18 protein-coding genes and 1 tRNA gene are annotated in these 20,998 nt (G+C 30.5%); 4 read left to right on the top strand and 15 right to left on the bottom strand.

Annotated features, from left to right (window positions below; all coding sequences use genetic code 11):
* Nucleotides 1-379 precede the first annotated feature (379 nt).
* Nucleotides 380-1,312 (top strand): glycosyl transferase, encoded by a 933-nt coding sequence (locus HA143_RS07025; protein WP_209085066.1) that lies wholly within the window; start codon nucleotides 380-382, stop codon nucleotides 1,310-1,312.
* A 54-nt stretch (nucleotides 1,313-1,366) separates the two neighbouring features.
* On the opposite strand, the gene HA143_RS07020 is transcribed toward HA143_RS07025, so the two are convergent.
* From HA143_RS07020 to HA143_RS07010, 3 genes are all read right to left on the bottom strand, one after another.
* The gene (locus HA143_RS07020) at nucleotides 1,367-2,773 is read right to left on the bottom strand and encodes a nucleotide sugar dehydrogenase (RefSeq protein WP_209085064.1); all 1,407 of its coding nucleotides are present in this window, start codon (nucleotides 2,771-2,773) and stop codon (nucleotides 1,367-1,369) included.
* Nucleotides 2,774-2,778: 5 nt separating this feature from the next.
* Nucleotides 2,779-3,708, bottom strand: coding sequence for an NAD-dependent epimerase/dehydratase family protein (locus tag HA143_RS07015; RefSeq protein ID WP_209085062.1), 930 nt, complete (start codon nucleotides 3,706-3,708; stop codon nucleotides 2,779-2,781).
* Nucleotides 3,709-3,779: 71 nt separating this feature from the next.
* Nucleotides 3,780-4,859: an O-antigen ligase family protein gene (locus tag HA143_RS07010; RefSeq protein ID WP_209085060.1), complete on the bottom strand. Its 1,080-nt coding sequence runs from the start codon at nucleotides 4,857-4,859 to the stop codon at nucleotides 3,780-3,782.
* 478 nt (nucleotides 4,860-5,337) lie between these two features.
* On the opposite strand from HA143_RS07010, the gene galE reads away from it, so the two are divergent.
* Nucleotides 5,338-6,390 carry a UDP-glucose 4-epimerase GalE gene (gene galE / locus HA143_RS07005; RefSeq protein WP_209085058.1) on the top strand — a complete coding sequence of 351 codons (1,053 nt, stop codon included), beginning with the start codon at nucleotides 5,338-5,340 and terminating at the stop codon, nucleotides 6,388-6,390.
* Nucleotides 6,391-6,421: 31 nt separating this feature from the next.
* Here the strand turns inward: galE and HA143_RS07000 are convergent.
* From HA143_RS07000 to HA143_RS06985, 4 genes are all read right to left on the bottom strand, one after another.
* Nucleotides 6,422-6,495, bottom strand: a tRNA-Arg gene (locus tag HA143_RS07000).
* A gap of 120 nt (nucleotides 6,496-6,615) precedes the next feature.
* Nucleotides 6,616-7,644: a GDP-L-fucose synthase family protein gene (locus HA143_RS06995; protein ID WP_209085056.1), complete on the bottom strand. Its 1,029-nt coding sequence runs from the start codon at nucleotides 7,642-7,644 to the stop codon at nucleotides 6,616-6,618.
* Nucleotides 7,645-7,658: 14 nt separating this feature from the next.
* On the bottom strand, nucleotides 7,659-8,798 hold the full coding sequence (gene gmd / locus HA143_RS06990; protein ID WP_209085048.1) for a GDP-mannose 4,6-dehydratase: 1,140 nt from the start codon (nucleotides 8,796-8,798) through the stop codon (nucleotides 7,659-7,661).
* Nucleotides 8,799-8,851: 53 nt separating this feature from the next.
* Nucleotides 8,852-10,306 (bottom strand): mannose-1-phosphate guanylyltransferase/mannose-6-phosphate isomerase, encoded by a 1,455-nt coding sequence (locus HA143_RS06985; RefSeq protein WP_245210907.1) that lies wholly within the window; start codon nucleotides 10,304-10,306, stop codon nucleotides 8,852-8,854.
* 106 nt (nucleotides 10,307-10,412) lie between these two features.
* Between HA143_RS06985 and HA143_RS06980 the strand changes: the two genes are divergently transcribed.
* Nucleotides 10,413-11,075 carry a hypothetical protein gene (locus HA143_RS06980; RefSeq protein ID WP_209085047.1) on the top strand — a complete coding sequence of 221 codons (663 nt, stop codon included), beginning with the start codon at nucleotides 10,413-10,415 and terminating at the stop codon, nucleotides 11,073-11,075.
* Between the two features lie 3 nt (nucleotides 11,076-11,078).
* Here HA143_RS06980 and HA143_RS06975 read toward each other — a convergent pair whose 3' ends face one another.
* Both HA143_RS06975 and rsmI read right to left on the bottom strand, forming a co-directional pair.
* Nucleotides 11,079-11,291, bottom strand: a complete 213-nt coding sequence (locus HA143_RS06975; protein ID WP_306822619.1) for a hypothetical protein — start codon at nucleotides 11,289-11,291, stop codon at nucleotides 11,079-11,081.
* 29 nt (nucleotides 11,292-11,320) lie between these two features.
* Nucleotides 11,321-12,193, bottom strand: coding sequence for a 16S rRNA (cytidine(1402)-2'-O)-methyltransferase (gene rsmI, locus HA143_RS06970; RefSeq protein ID WP_209085043.1), 873 nt, complete (start codon nucleotides 12,191-12,193; stop codon nucleotides 11,321-11,323).
* A gap of 3 nt (nucleotides 12,194-12,196) precedes the next feature.
* On the opposite strand from rsmI, the gene HA143_RS06965 reads away from it, so the two are divergent.
* Nucleotides 12,197-13,108: a 3'(2'),5'-bisphosphate nucleotidase CysQ gene (locus HA143_RS06965; protein WP_209085040.1), complete on the top strand. Its 912-nt coding sequence runs from the start codon at nucleotides 12,197-12,199 to the stop codon at nucleotides 13,106-13,108.
* 2 nt (nucleotides 13,109-13,110) lie between these two features.
* Here HA143_RS06965 and HA143_RS06960 read toward each other — a convergent pair whose 3' ends face one another.
* The 6 genes from HA143_RS06960 to yidC all read right to left on the bottom strand — a co-directional run bounded on the left by HA143_RS06960 (nucleotide 13,111) and on the right by yidC (nucleotide 20,932).
* Nucleotides 13,111-15,276: a polyribonucleotide nucleotidyltransferase gene (locus tag HA143_RS06960; RefSeq protein ID WP_209085038.1), complete on the bottom strand. Its 2,166-nt coding sequence runs from the start codon at nucleotides 15,274-15,276 to the stop codon at nucleotides 13,111-13,113.
* 175 nt (nucleotides 15,277-15,451) lie between these two features.
* Nucleotides 15,452-15,754, bottom strand: a complete 303-nt coding sequence (gene rpsN, locus HA143_RS06955) for a 30S ribosomal protein S14 (protein ID WP_209085036.1) — start codon at nucleotides 15,752-15,754, stop codon at nucleotides 15,452-15,454.
* A 62-nt stretch (nucleotides 15,755-15,816) separates the two neighbouring features.
* Nucleotides 15,817-16,896 (bottom strand): RIP metalloprotease RseP, encoded by a 1,080-nt coding sequence (gene rseP, locus HA143_RS06950; protein WP_209085034.1) that lies wholly within the window; start codon nucleotides 16,894-16,896, stop codon nucleotides 15,817-15,819.
* 9 nt (nucleotides 16,897-16,905) lie between these two features.
* Nucleotides 16,906-18,183 carry a serine--tRNA ligase gene (gene serS / locus HA143_RS06945; protein ID WP_209085032.1) on the bottom strand — a complete coding sequence of 426 codons (1,278 nt, stop codon included), beginning with the start codon at nucleotides 18,181-18,183 and terminating at the stop codon, nucleotides 16,906-16,908.
* A 124-nt stretch (nucleotides 18,184-18,307) separates the two neighbouring features.
* Complete coding sequence (locus HA143_RS06940) at nucleotides 18,308-19,774, bottom strand: AAA family ATPase (RefSeq protein ID WP_209085030.1); 1,467 nt, start codon at nucleotides 19,772-19,774, stop codon at nucleotides 18,308-18,310.
* A gap of 15 nt (nucleotides 19,775-19,789) precedes the next feature.
* Nucleotides 19,790-20,932: a membrane protein insertase YidC gene (gene yidC, locus HA143_RS06935; protein WP_209085022.1), complete on the bottom strand. Its 1,143-nt coding sequence runs from the start codon at nucleotides 20,930-20,932 to the stop codon at nucleotides 19,790-19,792.
* Between the last annotated feature and the right edge of the window lie 66 nt (nucleotides 20,933-20,998).

Raw genomic sequence — 20,998 nt, 5'->3', positions numbered from 1 at the left:
ATTATTCAATAGATATTAGATTTTTTATCTTTTCTTTTTAAAACTTTATTATCTCTAAAAGTGTATAATAAACTATTAATTAATAGTCTTAGTTTATTAAAAAAACTTATCTGGTATAAATTTAATACTACAAAAAAACATCAACTATAAATAGTATAATTTATACTCAAATAAAGAATATTAAAATCAGATTTAAATAATCTTCCTTATCAAATTAATCAAGAGACGGTTTCATAAATTTTAGCCTAAGTTAATTAAAAAAAGATTACCAGCTACTGAAAAAAAATCATAAGAATTTATTGTGAGGATAAGTTATTTTAGAAAAATGGGATAAGATTATTAATTATAAATAGCATATTAAGTAATTTGAATTAAATTTATGTTGTTACTATTTATTAGTACTATATTGGGTTCTTTTTGTTTCTACCTTATTTATCCGACTCTTAAAAAAACATTTTTAGATTATCCAGTCTCAAGAAGCTCTCATACCTTTCCAACTCCAAAGGGCGCTGGAATTATATTTGCATTGATTGGGTTAATTGGATCCATAATTTTTAAAAGTAAATTAATACTAATTTGTTTGCCACTAGCAATAGTTGGATTTATTGACGATAGATATAACTTGAAAAGGAGATTAAGATTTTTAATACAATTAATTATCTCATTATTAATTTTAAATGAAAGTAGTTTATTCCTTATGGTGTTTAATTATTTTCAAGGAAACTATATTTTAATTGTTCTACTGTTCTTTTTAACAATTCTTGGAATAATTTCATTTATTAATTTTACAAATTTTATTGATGGGCTAGATGGATTAATTTGTGGATGCATGATAATTGCTTTTTCTGTTGAGTCATATATGATTTCATCATCACTATTATCGTTAATAGGTTCTTTGATTGCTTTTCTTCCATGGAATTGGAGCCCTGCTAAATTATTTATGGGAGATTCAGGGAGTACTTTCTTGGGGGCTACTTACATCGCTTATGCATTAAATGCTTATACATTTGGAGAGTTTTGTGGATTAATATTGGTTGTTACGCCTATATGGGCCGATGCATTTTGTTGTATCCTAAGGAGATTAATGAACAAACAAAATATCTTCGTACCTCATAAATTACATTTGTATCAAAGATTAAATCTATCAGGTTTATCTCATTCAAAAGTATCTCTTATCTATATTTCTAGTACTTTATTTATATCAATAACTCTAATTCTTTTGAATTCTTTATATGCTTTTTTCTCTGCCTTAATAGTTATATTATTTGGAATTTATCTGGATAAAAAGGTAGCAGCTAAATTTCAAATATGAATATGCTACTGATTGAGTGAATTTTCAATTAGAACTATTTTTATGAATACTTTATCAAGAACCAATTCTCCAAAAATTAAATCCAGCCTTATCTACTTTTGCTTTGTCAACTATGGATCTTGTATCAAATATCCACGCTGGTTTGATCATCATTGAATATATTTGATCCCAGTCTAAATGAGCAAATTCTTCCCATTCAGTAAGTACTATTACCGCATATGAATCCTTCATACAATCATTTAAAGATGAAGCAAATTTAAAATTTTTATATCCTAAAGAATTATTAAACGTGTCAATATTTAAAGCGGCAGATACTTGAGACTCTTTTACTTTTGGATCGTAAATGGAAATATTTGCACCTTCTTCCATTAAGTCTCTACATATATCTATCGATGGCGATTCTCTGGTGTCGTTTGTATTAGCTTTAAAAGAAAAACCTAATACTGAAATTTTCTTCCCAGATAGTGTATTAAATAATTTTTCGATTATTATTTTTGAAATACGTCTTTTTTGCCATGAATTAATATCAATTACTTTTTGCCAATAGGATGATACTTCAGCTAAACCATAATAATTGCAGATATAAACTAGATTTGATATGTCTTTTTTAAAACAACTCCCACCAAAGCCAGGCCCAGCATTTAGAAAGTATTTCCCAATTCTTTTATCTGTACCTGTAGCTATAGAAACATCTTTTATATCTGCGCCTGTTTTCTCACATAAAGCTGATATTGAATTAATAGAGCTTATTCTTTGAGCTAAAAATGCATTTGCTACTAGTTTGGATAGTTCAGAGCTCCACAAGTCAGTAGTGATAATTTTCTCTTTATTCACCCATTTTTTATAAATGCTTATTAATGCATTGATGGCTTTATCATCCTCTCCTCCAATTAAAACTCTATCTGGATTTTTTAAATCCGAAATAGCGGTTCCTTCAGCTAGAAATTCTGGATTGGATAGTATTGAGAAACTCTTTAAATTATTTTTTAAAGGAGAATTATCTTGGTTAGCTTCCATAAGAATTTTTTTTATTGTTTGTGCTGTTTTAACCGGTAAAGTACTCTTTTCTATAACTATTGTGTGTCCTTGTGCATATTCGGCTATTTGCCTAGCTGATGCTTCAATCCATTTTAGATCACTTGCTTGACCAGCGCCTACACCTCTAGTTTTTGTTGGTGTATTAACAGAAATAAAAACCATATCCGAGGATGCTAAATTTTTCTTTAATTCAGTAGTAAAGAATAGATTTTTGTTTCTACATTTTGAAATAACTTCAGAAAGTCCTGGTTCAAAAACTGGTAGCTTTGACAAATCATCATCATTCCATTTTTTTATTCTTTCAGCATTCATATCAACAACATAAACTTCAATTTCTGGGCATTTTTCTGCGATTACTGCCATAGTCGGTCCACCTACATAGCCAGCTCCAATACAACATATTTTTTTGATAATATTTCCCATTGATTTTAGTTTTCCTTTATTCTCTTAAAATACTCAATTGTAATATCTAAACCTTCCTCTAGACTAACTTTAGGTTCCCATGCGAGTAAATTCTTTGCAAGTTGAATATTTGGATTTCGTTTCATAAGATCATCTTCTGATATTGGATTATTAATTAAAACAGAATTTGAATTTATTTTATTCTTAATTTTATCAGCTAAACTAAAAATTGTAATTTCTTCATTGTTTCCTAGGTTTATTGGTTTTTTGTAAGTTGAATCCATTAGTTTAATTAAGCCTTTTATTAGATCGTCAACGAAACAAAATGAACGTGTCTGTAATCCATTACCATTTATAGTGATTGGTTCATTATTTATCGCTTGATCTATAAAATTACTTATCACCCTGCCATCATTTTTAAGCATATAAGGCCCATAAGTATTGAATATCCTAGCTATTCTAATGTCTGTTTGAAAAGTTCTATAAAAGTCACAACAAAGAGATTCAGCTAAACGTTTACCTTCTCTATAACAACTTCTTTTACCTGTGGGATTAACTTTCCCAATATCTGATTCTAATTGTGGAAGTTTAGTTGATTCTCCATAAATTTCACTACTACTTGCAAATAGGAACTTAGCATTTTGTTTTTGGGCTAAATTGAGTAAATTATAAGTCCCATGAAAAATTATTTTTGATGTCTCTATAGGATCCTTTAAGTAATGAAGGGGAGAAGCAGGACAAGCTAAATGCCAAATCCTATCAATTTTTATATCCAAAGGAGTTATGACATTTTGTTTGATAAATTTAAAATTGCGATTATAAATAAAACCAGAGATATTTTGTTCTGTACTTGTTGATAAATTATCTAAACAGATTACTTCTTCTCCTTTTTCGATTAATTTTTTTATTAGGTTAATACCTAAGAAACCTGCACCTCCAGTAACTAAGTTTTTCAAAATCTATAAACTAATTTCATAGTATTAGTTTAAATATATCTTATTTTTTAAAAATTATTTATTTATTAAAATCATATTTCGCAAATTAAATTATTTTCACAAGACTTTATTATAGATTGCAGACCAGCTAGTAATATCCAACTTAATAAACTAAATTTGCCATCATAATAAGTTACATCAGTCAAGTTATAAAGAATAACTATTAGAGTTGAAGAGTACCATGATTTGTTTATTATTGAATTATATTTTTTGTCGAAGAAAATTAATTTAAAAGATCTTACTAATATATTGGATATAAAATATGTCAATAATAAAGAAACTGGTATGCCGTAATTAAAGGCTAGTTCAAGGTTTATATTATGTGTATGTTGAATATCAATGTCACCACCAGATGATAAGTAAATTATTGGAAATATAGATGCCCCCCAACCCCAAATCGGACGTAACTTTATAAAATTTATAGCTCTATAAAATACATCAAGTCTTACTGGAATACGATTGCTGAGAAAAGCAAAATTTGTAAATCTTTTGATATGTCTATAAGGAATGAAATTATTTAATATTTCTTCTTCTAATCCGACAAAATTATTTAAACTTAATAATGAAATTAAAAATATTATTAGAAATAACGCGATTATTAAAAAAACTTTTATTCCAACTAATAAAATTGTTGAAAACAAAATTCCTAAAATTGCATTTCTGGAATTAGTTAAAATTAAAAAATATGTTATTAAGGACAAATTTAATATTAAAAATATATTTTTTTTTCTTTCAGATAAACTAAATACAGCAAAAGGCCATATACTCGCCAACCAGAATCCAGCATAATTGGGGTTACTAAAAAGACCTGTAATACCGTTTGCTATTGCAGATTTATTGAACCAAACAATAAGTCCATTTAGAGTGGTAAAAGGTCCGTACCAATCAAACCATACTTGTCCAATGCAACTAGCTATGACGGGCAAAGAACTTATTATCAATGCTTTGGCAACTAATTCTCTATTTTTTTCGGTTTTTAAATATGATTGAAAACCCCAATAACAAAAAAATAATGGAATCCAATTGAATAGGTCTATCCATATCGAACTATTATCTTCTTGAACGAAAACTGCTGGACTAGAAAATAGATAACGAAAATTACTAATTAACATTAATATAATAACTATAATTAAAAGAAAATTTATTTTATTTAAATTAAATTCTCTGAAGCTAGATCTTAAAGAAATTATTAAAGCTGTAAATAGAAAGATTGCGCTGATAGGGAGTGCTGAAGGTAAAAAAATTAATCCGATTAAAAATAGATAATGTCCTTTATTGATGAATTTATGTCTTGATAAAAAAATGCTAATTCTTGGAGATATTTTGTTCAATATATAAGCTGAATTATTTTTGATCTATCTTATCATTATATTTTTATTGCGCCAATTATAATACTTTAAGAAAATATAGGAGGAAAAAATAGTTTATGTAAAAAAATTATGTTTTTAAAATAGATATAATTTTAGGATATAAACTTTTTGAGTCGAATAACTAAAATCTTTTGTATTCATATAGAATAGTTCCCACTTAAATCGTTAAAATTGAAATCTTAAACATTTTTAGAATAAAATAGTACTATCCAAAGATCACATGTCTCATATTTTAATTACCGGCGGATCAGGCTTTGTTGGCTCTCACATATGTATTACTTTATTGGAGAATAATTATAAGTTAGTTGTAATAGATAACGAAGCAAATAGTACATCTAAATGTTTACTCAGGATAAAAAATTTTTTTGAAGATAAGATAAGTCAAATCGAAAAAAAACTAATTTTTATAAATTCTGATTTAAGGAATTTTTATGAATTAATAGAAATTTTTGAAACTCTGGAAAGAAAAAATATTCGTATAGATTTTGTTATACATTTGGCAGGTCTTAAGGATATGAATAAGTCTATTTTAAGATCAATTGAATATTGGGATAACAATGTACTTGGATCAATAAATTTGTTTAAAGTTATGGAAAAGTTTAACTGTAGAAATATTGTTTTTAGTAGTAGTGCCGCAATATATGATGCAAGAAATACTCAAAAATTTAATGAAGATTCTAAAAAGTATCCTTTAAACCCTTATGGATTAACTAAATTTACTATAGAAAAAATATTACATAATTTATATGAAGGATCTTCATATCCATGGAATATTATTAACTTAAGGTATTTCAACCCAGCGGGAGCACATTATTCTGGAAATTTTGGAGAAAGTCCACTAGATAAATCCTCTAATCTTTTCCCTTTGATTACAAAGGTTGCAGTTGGTAAATTAGACTTTATAAAAATTTTTGGCAGAGATTGGGGAACTAAAGATGGAACTGCTGAAAGAGATTTTGTACACGTAACAGATTTGGCAGAGGCTCATTTATTGGCCATGGAGTATTTGAAAAATAAAAAAAAATTATTCATTTCTATCAATATTGGCTCAGGTCAAAGAACTAGTATTTTAAATCTTATAAGAACTTTTGAAAAAGTTAATAAATGTCAAATTCCGATTAAATATTGTGATAGAAGGAAAGGAGATGTTGCAGTTTTGTCCGCTGATATTGAGTTAGCTAAAGATATTCTTAAATGGGAACCAAAAAAAACAATTATTGATATATGCAAAGATGGATGGAATTGGCAGAGTAAAAATCCTAATGGATACTAGTAAGAATTTTTTGTTTTTATTTTAATTGAAACGCTTCCTGCAGGATTCGAACCTGCGGCCCACTGCTTAGAAGGCAGTTGCTCTATCCAGCTGAGCTAAGGAAGCAAAGTATTAAATGCTTTTTAATTTGATCATGGAATTACAAATTCCAATCCTTACTTCAATTATATATTCTGAGAGGATGGCTGTTATTTAAAGAAATATTTGGTTATAAAAAATTTAACATTATTGAAAGTGTTTTTTGGGATTTTCAAATTGATTATTATCAAAAAATATTTTTTGATAATAATCTAAACTTTTTTTTATGCCAGAGTCTAAGTCTGTTTTTGGACTCCAACCAAGACTCTCAATATGTGAAATATCAAGTTTTTTTCTAGGGGTTCCATTAGGTTTTGTCTCATCCCAGATAATTTGACCTTCATATCCAATAATGTTAGATATCTTTTCTGCAAGTTCTTTAATTGTGATTTCAAAATTACTTCCAATATTTAATCTTGTAAGTGATTTTCCATTCATTTCTTTAGGAGAGTTTTTTTGTCTAGGGAACCAGTTCTTTAAAGTAAAAATACAGGCCTCTGCAAAATCTTCAACGTACAAGAATTCTCTTAAAGGCTCTCCCGTGCCCCAACATAAAACTTTTTCATGTTTATGAAATTTTGCTTCGAAAAATTTTCTAATTAGAGAAGCCATAACATGACTACTATCTATATCGAAATTATCTTTTGGTCCATATAAATTTGTGGGCATTAAAGAAATCGCATCAAAATTATATTGCTGCCTATATGCATCGCAAAGTTTTATTCCTGCAATTTTTGCAATTGCATACCACTGATTAGTTTCTTCTAAGGAATCACTTAATAAATATTCTTCTTTAATAGGTTGTTTAGCAAACTTTGGATATATACAACTGCTCCCAAGAAATAACAATCTTTTTACCCCAAATTTATATGATGCTTCTATTAAGTTATTCTGAATTCTTAAATTTTCTAATAAGAATTGAACAGGTTGATTATTATTTACTAAAATTCCACCAACTTTTGCAGCAGCTATGATTACGATGTCAGGTTTATATTGAGAGAACCATTCATTAACTTTAAAAGTATTTGTTAAATCAAGTTCTTTTCTTGAAGTTACTAAAAGATTTTTATTTTTTGAATTAATTCCATATCTATTCAAAAGACGGCAAATTGCACTGCCAACCATTCCAGTTGAACCTGCCACATAAATTTTAGAATTTTCATTAAGTACGAACATTAAATAAATATTTATTATTCATTCATAATTCTGGGAACTGTTTCTATTGAATTTGAGAAAGAAAACCCTTTTTGTTTAAGGTAAAGTTCTTTTCTTGCTTCAGTATGATCATTCTCAATCATTTCAGTAATAATATTTTCAAGTTTAATTTTAGGTTCCCAACCAAGGTCTCTTCGTGCTTTTGATGAATCTCCTAAAAGTTTATTTACTTCAGCTGGCCTGAAATATTTGGGGTCAACTCTAATAACTATTTTTTTATTATCGGCTCTTTTACCAACTTCATCAATACCTTTCCCCTCCCATATAATTCCAGGACCATCTTTTGTAAGATTCCACCCTAATTTTAATGCACTTATTTCTATAAACTTTCTTACTGATACTGTTCTTCCTGTAGAAATTACATAATCTTTTGGCTCCTTTTGCTGTAACATCATCCACTGCATCTCAACATAATCTTTTGCATGGCCCCAATCCCTTTCTGCATCAAGATTTCCTAAATAAAGACAATTATCTAGATCTAGATTAATTCTTGTCAATCCTCTTGTAATTTTCCTGGTGACAAATGTTTCTCCCCTTCTTTTAGATTCATGGTTAAATAGAATTCCATTACAAGCGTAAATTCCATAAGCTTCTCTATAGTTTATTGTTATCCAGTAAGCATATAATTTCGCTATTGCATATGGACTTCTTGGCTTAAAAGAAGTTAGTTCATTTTGAGGAACATCTGTTGAATTACCATAAAGTTCACTAGTACTTGCCTGGTAAACTTTTGTTTTATTGTGCAAATTTAAAAGTCTTATAGCATCAAGTATTCTAAGAGCACCTAGTGCATCACAGTTGGCAGTATATTCAGGAGATTCAAAGCTTACTGCAACGTGACTTTGTGCTCCCAAATTATAAATTTCGTGAGGTTTTATTTTCTCTATAGTTCTTATAATATTAGAACTATCAGTCAGATCTCCATAATGAAGAATTAAACTTAGATCTTTTTTGTGGGGATCTTCATAAAGGTGATCAATTCTTTGCGTATTAAAATTACTTGATCTTCTTTTAATCCCATGGACCTCGTAACCTTTTTCAAGTAAGAATTCTGTTAAGTAACTCCCATCTTGGCCCGTAATACCAGTAATTAAAGCTTTTTTTCTTGTGCCCATTATTTTGGAGTTAATTTGACAACCTTTTAAAGGTAATTAATTTATAGAAATATTTAATTATTACCTCTTTTGTATTTATCTTCAAATCTAATAATATCATCTTCCCCTAGATAACTTCCAGTCTGAACCTCTATTATTTTCAAGATATTTTCTCCAGGATTAGATAATCTGTGTTTTGAACCAAGTGGAATAAAAATACCTTCGTTCTTTTTTAAAAAAGATATTACTCCATTTATTTCAACTTTTGCTTGACCTTCTACAACAACCCAATTTTCAGATCTAAAATTATGCTTTTGTAGAGAAATACTTTCCTTAGGTTTTATTTCTAGCTTTTTAACTTGCCAATTTGTTTCATTAATCAAGTTCTCAAAGTTTCCCCAAGGTCGATATGTTTTTTGATTAATTTTCGTCTCATTCATATTATTCCGTCTTAATTCTTCTACTAATTCTTTTACTGAATTAATAGAGTTTTTATTGGCTACTAAAATCGCATCTTTAGTCTCAATAATAAATAAGTTTTCTAGACCTAAACCTGCAACTAACCTGCTCTCACTTCTTATATATGTATTTTTTACATCCTTTAAAAAAACTTTCCCTTTAATACTATTTCTTTTCTTATCAAAACTTGTATCTTCCCATATTGATTTCCAACTCCCTAAATCATTCCAACCTACATCTAATCTCAATACAGTTCCAAGATTAGTTTTTTCCATTACGGCATGGTCTATTGAAATATTTGGACATCTCTTGAAAACCTTACTATTTAATCTTTGAAAATTAAAATCTTTTTCGCTTTCGTTAAGAGATTCCTTGCAAATATTAATTAATTTAGGATGATATTTTTTCAATTCATCAACAATAGTAGAGGCTTTGAATAAAAAAATGCCACTATTCCATGTGTAATGACTATTTTTTAACAGCTCTTTTGCTAAATCTTGACTTGGCTTTTCAATAAAACCTTTTATATAACTCCAATTTAAATCTTCAGACATCTCTTCTGATGCCCTTATATATCCATATCCAGTAGCAGGATATGTTGGCAAAATTCCAAAAGTTACCAATCTTCCTTTAATTGCAAAATTTAACCCATCATTAATAGTTTTGTTAAATTGAATAGGATTTTTAATCTCGTGATCTGCAGGCAATATTAACAAAATTCGATCTTTTTTTTCTTTTAAAATTTTCAATGCTGCTATGGCTATGGCGGGAGCTGTATTCTTTCCAAAAGGTTCTAATATGATTGACTGAGGATCTATATTAAGAACTCTCATTTGTTCTGCAACAATAAATCTTTGTTCTTCATTACAAACTATTATCGGAGATTCTAAGTTTTTGATATCCTTGAGCCTCAGATATGTATTTTGCAAAAGAGAATATTTACTTTTTGGATTCATTTTTAGATATTGTTTTGGGAACGCAGTTCTTGAGACTGGCCACAACCTAGTTCCATTACCTCCAGATAGAATTATGGGAGTGACATTAATATCTTTAATTTCTTTTTCTTTCAAATCTGACAATATCTTTTAAATAAATTTAATATCTAAAAATTTTTAGATACTTAATTTATATTATATTTAACTTGTATTGTAAAATTTTAAAATACAAATTTTTATTTTGCCTAAAAAAATCTCAGAAAAACAAAAAGAAGAGATAAAACTAGATTTTATTAACGGTAAAACCTTAGAGGAGTTATCAGATAAATTTAAATTTACTAAATTAACAATTTCAAGGAATTTAAAGAAAAATCTTGGTGAAGAAAAATATAATAGTTTTTTGAATAAATATTCAAAAAAACAATTAAATCATAAACTTTTATCTATCAAAGATTCTAAAGAAAAAACATTAAAGGAAAATCTTTCGATAACAGATTCTGTTAAAGAATACTCTTTAGAAACAGAATTAAACCCAATTGATTCATTCATTGAAATTGCCCCTTTAAACTTTGAAATTGAAAATGTTCCTCAAAAAGATTTGTCATCTATTCCCATCTCAGAATTCGATTTCCCAAAAATTGTTTATATGGTTGTAGATAAAAAAATTGAATTGGAAACAAAGTTATTAAAGGAATTTTCAGAATGGCAATTTCTTTCGCAAGATGAATTGCAAAGAAAAACGATTGAAGTTTTTGTAGATTTAAAGATTGCAAAAAGATATTGCAATAAAGACCAGAAAGTTATAAAAGTGCCTAACACTAATGTATTCAAGATTGTTGCCCCAATCCTTCTTAATAAAGGTATTTCAAGAATTGTGAGTGCTGAAAATTTAATAGCATTATAATTTTTATTCTTTTTTGCCTTTCATATTTATATTTAAAAGGCCTCCAGTAATAGAACCACTTATAAAACTTCCACCAACTATAAAACTAATTGGCAAATAAACTGTTTCACCTATTATTAGATTAACTTTTTTTTTGGTTTTACTGTTTTGTATGCCTAGAAAAAGAATTAAAAATAAAGATAAATTAAATGTAAAAATAAATAAAAATTTTTTCAAAATAAATAACATTTCTTATTAGAAAATTCTTAACTTTGATACATATTATAGATGAGATTTTTCGTTAGGTTGTTTTTCTTTGCGAGGTATTTTGAAGCTGCCGTTAAGCTCACCCCTGCGGCAATTAAATCGTGAAGCTCTTTTTTTAATTTAAAATTATCAAATTCAGAATTTTTCTTCAATTTGGTTATTCCTCTTATAACAATAGTAATCTCTCCAAGTACTTCTTCCCCTTCAAAATGATCTATTATTTCGTTGATATTGTTTCTAATATTTTCCTCATACATTTTTGTTAATTCTCGAGATATTTGTATTTCTCTACCACCACCGCAAAAATCTTTCAATTCTTTTAATAATTTTTTAAGGCGATGAGGAGATTCAAATAGAATTGTAGTCTTATCATTTTGACTGATTTCTCTTAGGATTTTTTCCCTCTCAGACTTTTTTTTAGGGAGAAAACCTTCAAAAGTAAATTTTGAGGATGGAAACCCACTTGATGCAATCGCCGTTATTGCTGCGCATGGACCAGGGATGCAAATAATATTTATACCATTTGTTTTGACATGGTTAATAAGTTCTTCTCCAGGATCACAAATACTTGGCATGCCAGCATCACTTACTAATGCAACTGAATTCCCTGAATGAAGATCATTAATTATTCTTGGTATTTTATTCCTAGAATTATGCTCATTGAAGCTTATGAAATTATTAGTGAAATTATATTTGCTCATTAATTTTTTTGTTTGTCGAGTATCCTCGCACGCAATCAAAGATACATCTCTTAGAATATTTAATGCTCTCAAGGAGATATCACTTAAATTTCCAATAGGTGTACCCACAATATATAAAACACCTATTTCAGGTTCTTGCCTTTTGTGAGATGATGTAGTTTTAATATTCATTTAGTGGTTAATTTACCTTCCGGTGTAGATATAAAAAAGCTCATAAATGATTTAAGGGCCTTTAGTTGGGAGGCTTCTGATATCTTGATTTATTATGCTCAAATACTAAAAGATTCAAATAATAAAAGCAATATTCTAAAGAATGATAATATTGATGACCCTGTAACACTAGCTGATCTAAAAGTTAATGAAATAATAATTCAAAGAATTAATGAAAATTATAAAAATATTAATTGGGGTATTTTAAGCGAAGAAAATGTAAAGTCTGGAAATCGTTGTGAGGATAATGATAAGGATTGGATGTGGGTTCTTGATCCTCTTGATGGGACAAAGGATTTCATGCAAGGCACAGAAAACTATGCTATGCATTTAGCCTTGAATTATAAACAGAAACCATATATTGGAATCGTTTTAATACCAGAAAAGGATGAATTGTGGATAGCTTACGAAGAAAAAGTTTGGTGTGAAAGAAGAAATGGATTAAAAATTTTACCAAACCTATCAAAAAAAAAGAGTCTTCCAAAAATGGTTTTAGTAACAAGTAAAAATCACAGAAATGAAACCTTGAAAAATTTAATAAAAAGGATAAAGTTCAACAAGGTTTTAATCATGGGGAGTATAGGCTGTAAAATCGCCTCTATAGTTAGAGGAGAAAGTGATATTTATATATGCCTCAGCTTACCTGGTCAAAGCTCACCTAAGGACTGGGATTTTGCAGCTCCTCAAGCTATTTTAAAAGCTGCCGGTGGGGACATCACAAAATTAAATTATGAGGGACTTTCCTTTGATTCAATTGAAAGGGGAAATTACAATCAAGATGGAATCATTATTGCATCAAATAATAGAAATTATCATAAATATATTTGTGCTGAAATAGAGCAAATAATTTTAAAATATGATATTTATCCCATTTGATTTCAGTTAAGAGGTGCTACAGGTGTTGGAGTCGGTTCAGGATATGGCATGCCCCCATTTTGAGATACTCCTCTCAAAGTAAGATTTATCCTACCTCTACTGTCAATTTCTCTAACTCTTACTGTTACTTCATCACCCTGTCTAACAACATCTTCAACTCTCTCAACTCTTGCTTCCGATAATTGAGAAATATGCACCATGCCCTCTTTCCCGGGTAATATTTCTACAAAGGCACCTATTGGGATAATTCTAGTTACAACACCTGAAAAAATTTCACCTTCATGAACTTTTCTAGTTAGACCTTCTATGATTTTTTGTGCTTCTTCGGCAGCAGCTCCATCATGAGAAGCGATTGTTACAATCCCTCCATCTTCTATATCAATTTTTGTATTTGTTCTTTCTGTAATTCCTTTTATAGTTCTTCCTCCAGGTCCAATAACAGTTCCAATTAATTCGGGATCGATCCTAAAGCTTAATAGCCTTGGCGCATGTGGTGATAATGCCTCTTGGGGCTTATCTATCGCTTCCTGCATTTTTTCTAAAATGTGCAATCTTGCTGGGCGAGCTTTTTTTATTGCATCTGAAATTATAGATACTGGTAAACCTGTGATTTTCATATCCATTTGTAGTGCTGTTATTCCTTTCTCTGTACCAGCAACTTTGAAGTCCATATCACCAAGAAAATCCTCAATCCCTTGAATATCTGTAAGAATTCTGACTTCTTTACCCTCTTTGATTAGACCCATAGCTGTTCCACCAACAGGAGCTTTAAGGGGTACACCAGCATCTAATAATGATAGTGTACTTCCACATACTGAACCCATAGAGGTTGATCCATTAGAGCTTAAGACTTCGCTTACTACTCGAAGAACGTATGGAAATGTCTCTTTGCCAGGAAGCACAGGTATTATTGCTCTTTCTGCTAATGCTCCATGACCAATTTCTCTTCTTCCTGGAGTTCTCATAGGCCTAGTCTCCCCAACTGAGTATGGTGGAAAATTATAGTGATGTAAGTATGTTTTCTCAGTATTTGGATTAAGGTCATCCATCTCTTGAGCATCGCTAGGTGTCCCTAGTGTTGTTGTCGACAAGACTTGTGTAAGACCTCTTTGAAATAATGCAGAACCATGAACTCTTTTTGGAAGTATTCCCGCAGAAGCAGATATCTTTCTGACTTCATCAAGGTCTCTCCCATCAACTCTTTTACCATCATTGATGATTTGTGACCTCATTAATTTTTTTGTTAATTTTTTAAAGTCAGAGTTAATTAATTTATCATCCTCAGATAGTAAAGTTTTTAATTGGTTATCGTCTTTTAAAGATTTAATTTGCTCCTGAGTTTCAAGCTTAATTTTTTCGAGTTCAATATCTCTAGCCTCTTTTGACTGATCAAATTTTTTTAAGACCAGTTCAATAGCTTTTGTACAATTTTTTTCCAAATAGGAAGGTAATGTTTTATCCTCTTTAGGTTCGGCTGGCTTAATCTGTTTTAATCCTAAATCTTTAAGTAAATCTTCTTGGGATTTAATAAGTTCAGTAACTGCTTCATAACCAAAATCTATCGCTTCAATAGTATCTTGCTCAGATAATTGATTAGCGCCTGCTTCGATCATCACAATACCTTCAGGAGAACCGGCTACAACAATGTCTAGATCACCTTTTTCTATTTCTCTATAACTCGGATTAAGAATGAAATCATCTCCTATAAGTCCAACTCTTACTGCAGCCATAGGGCCATAAAATGGTATTTCACCAACCAAAGTTGCTATTGATGCACCAGTAACAGCAAGGACGTCAGCTGGGACCCTTTCATCAAGAGAAAGACAGGAAGCAACTATCTGAATTTCATCTCTCATCCAAGAGGGGAAAAGAGGCCTCATTGGTCGATCAATCAATCTTGAGATTAAAGTTGCTCTTTCTGGAGGTCGACCTTCTCTTCTCAAGAACCCGCCTGGGATTCTTCCTGCTGCATATAGCTTCTCCTCGTAATCACATATTAGAGGTAGAAAGTCAGCAACTTCTTTTTTTATAGTTTTTGTTGCTGTTACTAGTAAAGAGGTGTCTCCACATTCGATCATTACTGATCCGCTCGCTTGAGGAGCATATAGTCCTGTAGTTAGTCGTATCTCTCGTCCGTCAAACGTGATCGACTTATTTTGTCCTTCCACTTTTTAAATTATAAATCTATACATGATTTATTCTTACATTTTATAGGGACATATTGAGTAAATTATTTAGATAAGCTATAAAAACTTTTAAAAAATGTCCGAAAATAAATTTTAATATCTATATGATTATCAATTTTTTGTTAAAAAAATAAAATATTTAAAATAAAGAAATTTACTACCAACTGGATTTAACTACCCCAGGAAGTTCACCGTTATGAGCTCTTTGTCTCAATTGATTACGGCATAAACCAAAATCTCTATAAACTCCTCTTGGTTTCCCAGTCGCCCAACATCTATTCCTAACTCGATTTGGTGCTGAATTTCTTGGAAGGCCTTGAATCTTTCTATGTATTTCTAACCTTTCCATTGGACCTTTTGCGGCATTGAATTCATCTAATAATAATTTTCTTTTTGCAGCATATTTATTTACGAGCTTTTTTCGTTTAACTTCTCTCGCAATCATGGACTTTTTAGCCATTTAAAAAATTTAAAATATTGTTTATATATTAGCATCTTGGTAAACATTATTAGAAATCTATATTATTGGTTTAATAATCTTTGTACGATTAAAAGTTGACTAGTGTCTCTAATAATTAGCAGAACACTTAATCCGACTAAAAGAAAAAAACTGGATTGAGTAACGGCTATTTGTACTTTAACTGGGACAGGTTTACCCCTTAATCCTTCAATAATAGTAAATACCAGTTGCCCTCCATCTAAGAGGGGTAAAGGTAAAGAATTGAGAACTGCTAAATTAATAGAAATTAAAGCAGCAAATAATAAAATCCCGTTCCCTCCTTGTTCTGAAAGTTGAGCTCCAATCTCAACAATTTTGACTGGCCCACTTAATTGTTGTGCTGTTGCGGAGAAATTTGTTATTAGTCCTTTATAACCTTGAATTGTTTTTACTAAAAGCGATAAGAACTGTTTGTTAGAGTATTTGAAAAGTTCGTAAATATTTTTTGTTTTTTTTGTTTCTTTCCTTATGTTAGGTTGTAATTGAGCACCTATGGTACCTTTACCATCAATTTTTTTAGGTATCAAAGTTATTTCTTTAAAAATTCCATCCCTTTCGATTTCTATTGATATTGGCTTTTCCGATGAGCTTTGAATCTCTTTTACCAAATTGGAGACAGCTAGATCTCCAACCCCTAAAGTTCTGGATTCAATTTTTATGATTTTATCTCCTGATTCTAAGCCAGCTAGATCAGCAGCCTTTTCGGGCTGTGTTGCTAAAACTAAAATACCTGGTTCAGGTTCAAAAGGAATTCCTAAAGTAGCTACATTTAAAATTAAGATTGTATACGCAAGTATTAAATTAGCGAATACTCCAGCAGAGATAACAATAACTCTTTGAAAAATTGGCCTATTTTTTAAAAGGTTTGGATCTTTAGGGTCAATATTATTAAGTTCTTCATCAGGGAAGGAAACAAATCCTCCTAAAGGAAAGGCTCTAAATGAATAAGTTATGTCTTTATATTTTTTTTGAATTATTGAAGGTCCAAATCCAATAGAAAATCCATCTACGTAAATACCTTGTAAAATTGCTGCAAGAAAATGTCCCATTTCATGAAAAAAAATGAGAAATCCTAGAACTGTAATTGAGGTTAGAACATTCATTGTTTTATACTAATCAGGTTTTATAAAATCTGACCCAAAATATGGAACTAGAGCCTCTGGAATCTTAACGCTTCCATCTAGTTGTTGGCCATTTTCAAGAATTGCAGCCATCGTTCTTCCGATTGCTAAGCCACTGCCATTTAAAGTATGTATATATTGATTTTTTTTATCAATTTTTGTTCGTATTGAAGATCTGCGTGCTTGAAAGTCCAAGCAATTGCTGCAACTTGAAATTTCTCTATAAGATTTACTACTTGGTAACCAGACTTCAAGATCAAAAGTTCTACTGGAAGAAAAGCCTAAGTCTCCAGTACAAATATCTATCAATCTGTAAGGAAGGTTAAGCTTTTTTAAAATGCTTTCCGCATCAGCAGTAATACTTTTATGAGCTTCTAGGGATTTACTTGGATCACAAAACCAATATAATTCGACCTTATTAAATTGATGAAGTCTTATCAACCCTTTAGTATCTCTTCCATAACTTCCTGCTTCTCTCCTGAAACATGGGCTGAAAGCAACATACTTAATGGGTAAAAGTTTGAAATCAAGTATCTCATTTCGATGGAAAGCAGTTAGTGGCACTTCTGCTGTTGGAGAAAGCCATAAATCATCTTTGGAGCAATTAAAACTTTCATTTGAAAATTTAGGTAATTGCCCAGAACCTTGAAGACTTTCTGAGTTAATTAATGCTGGAGGCATTAACTCTAAGTAACCATTTTCAGAATGTATATCTAGCATGAAATTAATCAATGCCCTCTCTAATCTGGCTCCATTTCCAATAAGGGTAATAAAACGACTTTTGGATATTTTTGTTGTTTTTATAGAGTCAAACAGATTAAGACTTTCACCTATTTCCAAATGAGATTTTAGATTTTCTCTTTTCAAAGGATCTCCCCAAGTTTTTATTTGGATATTATTATTTTCATCTTTTCCAATCGGTGCATCTTTACTGGGGAAATTAGGTAAACTTAAAATTTCTTTTTGAATTGCGTTTTCTAAGATTCTTTTTTTTTCTTCAAATTCAGAAATTTCGGTTCTATATTTGTTGCCTTTGTTTTTTAATTCATTAAGTTCTTCAGAATTGCTGTTTTGAGATTTGCTTATTTCTAGACCAATTAGTTTGCTTAATTTTTTACTTTCAGATTGTAGATTTGATATTTCTATGTCTATTTCTTTTTTCTCAACGGTTAATTTGTGTATACGGGAAATATTAAAAACTTTTCCTCGTAGGGATAAATTTGCTTCAACAGATGTTGGATTTTCTCTTATTAATTTTTGATCTAACACTCTTTTTCGTTTATACCTTAATAAGATAGTTAATATAATTTAATTATTAGAGATTTTTGATGAAAAATTAACTAAATTATTGATTCCTAACTTATTTTATATCTTTAAATGCATTTTATTTTAGTTACGATGCAGAACGAGCTCTCCCTGTAGATGACCATTCTTTTAGTAAATCAATTTGCTCTTTAGCTGTTCTAGATAAGGGAACTAGTTCAGAAACTGCCTTTATCAAATCCTTCTCCATTAGTTCTCTATTTTCAGAAAATGAAATGTGCATTCCTTCTATTACGGCTTGTTCAAGTTCTGCCCCAGAAAATCCATCTGTTCTGTCAATAATAGTAGTGAGAGGAAAACTGTAACTTGGTCTTCTTTTTTTTAAGTGCAAATTAAGAATACTTAATCTTTCTTCTGAATTTGGTAAGTCAAGAAAGAATATCTCATCGAACCTCCCTTTCCTTAATAATTCAGCAGGAAGCTTATCTATAGCGTTAGCCGTGGCAATTACAAATACGGCGGATTCTTTTTCAGCCATCCAAGTTAGTAAACTCGCCAAAACCCTTTGACTGGTCCCTCCATCACTCCTGGCATCCCCACCAAAGGCCTTGTCAATTTCATCGATCCAAAGGATACAAGGTGACATGGCTTCGGCTCTTGATATGGTTTCTCTTGTTCTTGCCTCGCTTGAACCTACAAGGCTAGAAAATAGTCTCCCCACGTCTAACCTAAGAAGCGGCATTGACCAACTCTTGGAGATTGATTTTGCCGTAAGGGATTTCCCAGTGCCTTGTGCTCCAACAAGTAAGACTCCTTTTGGAATAGGTAGCCCATAGTCTCTGGCTTCTTTAGAAAAGGCCCTATATCTTTGATTTAGCCAAACTTTTAAAACATTTAAACCACCAATATCGTTTTGACTTGATTTGGCTTCAAAAAATTCTAATATTTCACTTCGAGCGATCACTTGTTTTTTCTCTTCAAGAATATCTTTAATATCTTCTTTACTTATTTTCCCTCTTTGAGCAAGTGCTTTTGCTGTAACTTGTTTCACTTTTATTTCGGTTAATCCGCTTGAAGCTAAAGAAAGTTCGTTTAGGTCTTGTTCCTCAAGATTTGAACTAGTATTTATAGCAATTTTTTTTATTAGATTTTTTAAATCTTTTTGATCAGGTAAGGGTAAATTAACAATTGTCATTAATTCATCAAGATCTTCTGATGATGGAAATATATGGGAACTGATAACTAAATTATGATTTGTTTCCTTAAGCGAAGAAGATAGTTCTTTAATAGTTCTATTTATAGATGGATCATCATAAAATTTATGAAAATCTTTAACTAATAATATTGTTGATACTTCTGCATTTTGTTCTTTAAGCCAATTAAGCACTCCTAATGGATTGTTAGAAAATTTACCTTCATCATTTAGTAATCCTTTAATTCCGTTAACACAATCCCAGCAAACGTATCTTGTAATATTTAATCTCTCACATGAGTAATTGATTATTTTTTCTAATCTTTCCTCTTCTTTAGTCCTTATCCAAATTAATGAAGTTCTTGCTTTTATTAGTAATTCTAAATTTTTACACCAAGAATTCATTAGTTAGGATTAAGTCTATTTTTTACTATTAGGTTCAAAAGGTAATCTTTTCTCTGAGATGGTTGTAGCATCAATTGCTATTGCTTCATTTTTGCTTAGTAATTGTTGATCGAGAATTTTCTGTAGATTCTCAGGAAGAGCCTCCTTATTGAGAAGAAAGGTCTGGAATGCTTGAAATATGTTAGCCACAACCATATAAAGTAATACTCCTGCTGGAAGAGGGAAAAACAGAAACATACCAGTTATCAAGACTGGAGTGATTTTGTTAGCTGTTGATTGCTGTGGATTTGCAGGCATTCCCTGACTGGAAAGAACTTGAGAGAGAAGTAAGGTTAATCCAAAGGCACCAACAAGAGCAGCAATATCCCAATTAATAGCTCCATCTACATAAAAACCAACTTGACCAAGAGCTTTAATAAATAGGAATCCACTTTTCGCAGCTAGACCAGGAATTTTAGCTTCAATTATTGCATCTCCTGGTTGAATCGGAGTTACTGTTCCGTCTTGGGAAACTTTTAGATTTTCGGATCCTTTAGAAACTTTCCAAGTAGGGAGAAAATTTGAACCATTATCGTATTTAGACAAAACATCAGCATAGCTGTTGCCATTTGTTGTTTGCAGATTTATTTTTATTGATTCTTCTGTTCCTAATTTTGTTCCATTTGGAATTGTAGCTATTACAGGGAAATGAGATTTTTCATTAATAAATATAGAGTGTCTTGGGGACTTATAGGGTTTTGGATCAATAGCTGCTATTTGATCTTGGGGCACAACCTTAAGATTTATATTATATGGAACATCAGCAAATGGTGATCCTCTCAAAGTTGCAAACAAGGCAAATAGAACAGGCATTTGTACAATCAATGGAAGGCAACCTGCCAGAGGACTTCCAAACTCATTCATTAGTTTCCCTAATTCTTCTTGTTGTTTCTTTGGATCACCTGAAAACTTAGATTTTATTTCTGCCTGTCTTTTTTGCATGACTGGTTGTGCAATCTTCATCCTTCTTGCACTTCTTATGGACCCTGCGCTCAAAGGGAAAAGTGCAATTCTAATTACTACCGTTAATGCAACAATTGCAAGACCATAACTAGGAAATAAACCGTAGAAAAAATCTAAGATCGGTATAAGTAGTTTTTCAGATATGAACCCTATCACGATATTAAAAAGAGTGAAATTTTATTAGACATTTATTTTACAGGAAAAAAAGGTTTTTGTAATTAA

Origin of the sequence: Prochlorococcus marinus CUG1415, from assembly GCF_017696015.1 — a bacterium.
Classification (GTDB): domain Bacteria; phylum Cyanobacteriota; class Cyanobacteriia; order PCC-6307; family Cyanobiaceae; genus Prochlorococcus_A; species Prochlorococcus_A marinus_AE.
This window is presented reverse-complemented; position numbering and strand designations above follow the sequence as displayed.

What these genes read in the sequence shown, in the direction of transcription:
- gmd (WP_209085048.1), bottom strand. Translation starts at nt 8,798, where the DNA reads ATGGGCACAAGAAAAAAAGCTTTAATTACTGGTATTACGGGCCAAGAT.
- galE (WP_209085058.1), top strand. Translation starts at nt 5,338, where the DNA reads ATGTCTCATATTTTAATTACCGGCGGATCAGGCTTTGTTGGCTCTCAC.
- HA143_RS07010 (WP_209085060.1), bottom strand. Translation starts at nt 4,859, where the DNA reads ATGTTAATTAGTAATTTTCGTTATCTATTTTCTAGTCCAGCAGTTTTC.
- HA143_RS07020 (WP_209085064.1), bottom strand. Translation starts at nt 2,773, where the DNA reads ATGGGAAATATTATCAAAAAAATATGTTGTATTGGAGCTGGCTATGTA.
- HA143_RS06940 (WP_209085030.1), bottom strand. Translation starts at nt 19,774, where the DNA reads ATGAATTCTTGGTGTAAAAATTTAGAATTACTAATAAAAGCAAGAACT.
- HA143_RS07025 (WP_209085066.1), top strand. Translation starts at nt 380, where the DNA reads ATGTTGTTACTATTTATTAGTACTATATTGGGTTCTTTTTGTTTCTAC.
- HA143_RS06995 (WP_209085056.1), bottom strand. Translation starts at nt 7,644, where the DNA reads ATGTTCGTACTTAATGAAAATTCTAAAATTTATGTGGCAGGTTCAACT.
- rsmI (WP_209085043.1), bottom strand. Translation starts at nt 12,193, where the DNA reads ATGAATATTAAAACTACATCATCTCACAAAAGGCAAGAACCTGAAATA.
- rpsN (WP_209085036.1), bottom strand. Translation starts at nt 15,754, where the DNA reads ATGGCTAAAAAGTCCATGATTGCGAGAGAAGTTAAACGAAAAAAGCTC.
- rseP (WP_209085034.1), bottom strand. Translation starts at nt 16,896, where the DNA reads ATGAATGTTCTAACCTCAATTACAGTTCTAGGATTTCTCATTTTTTTT.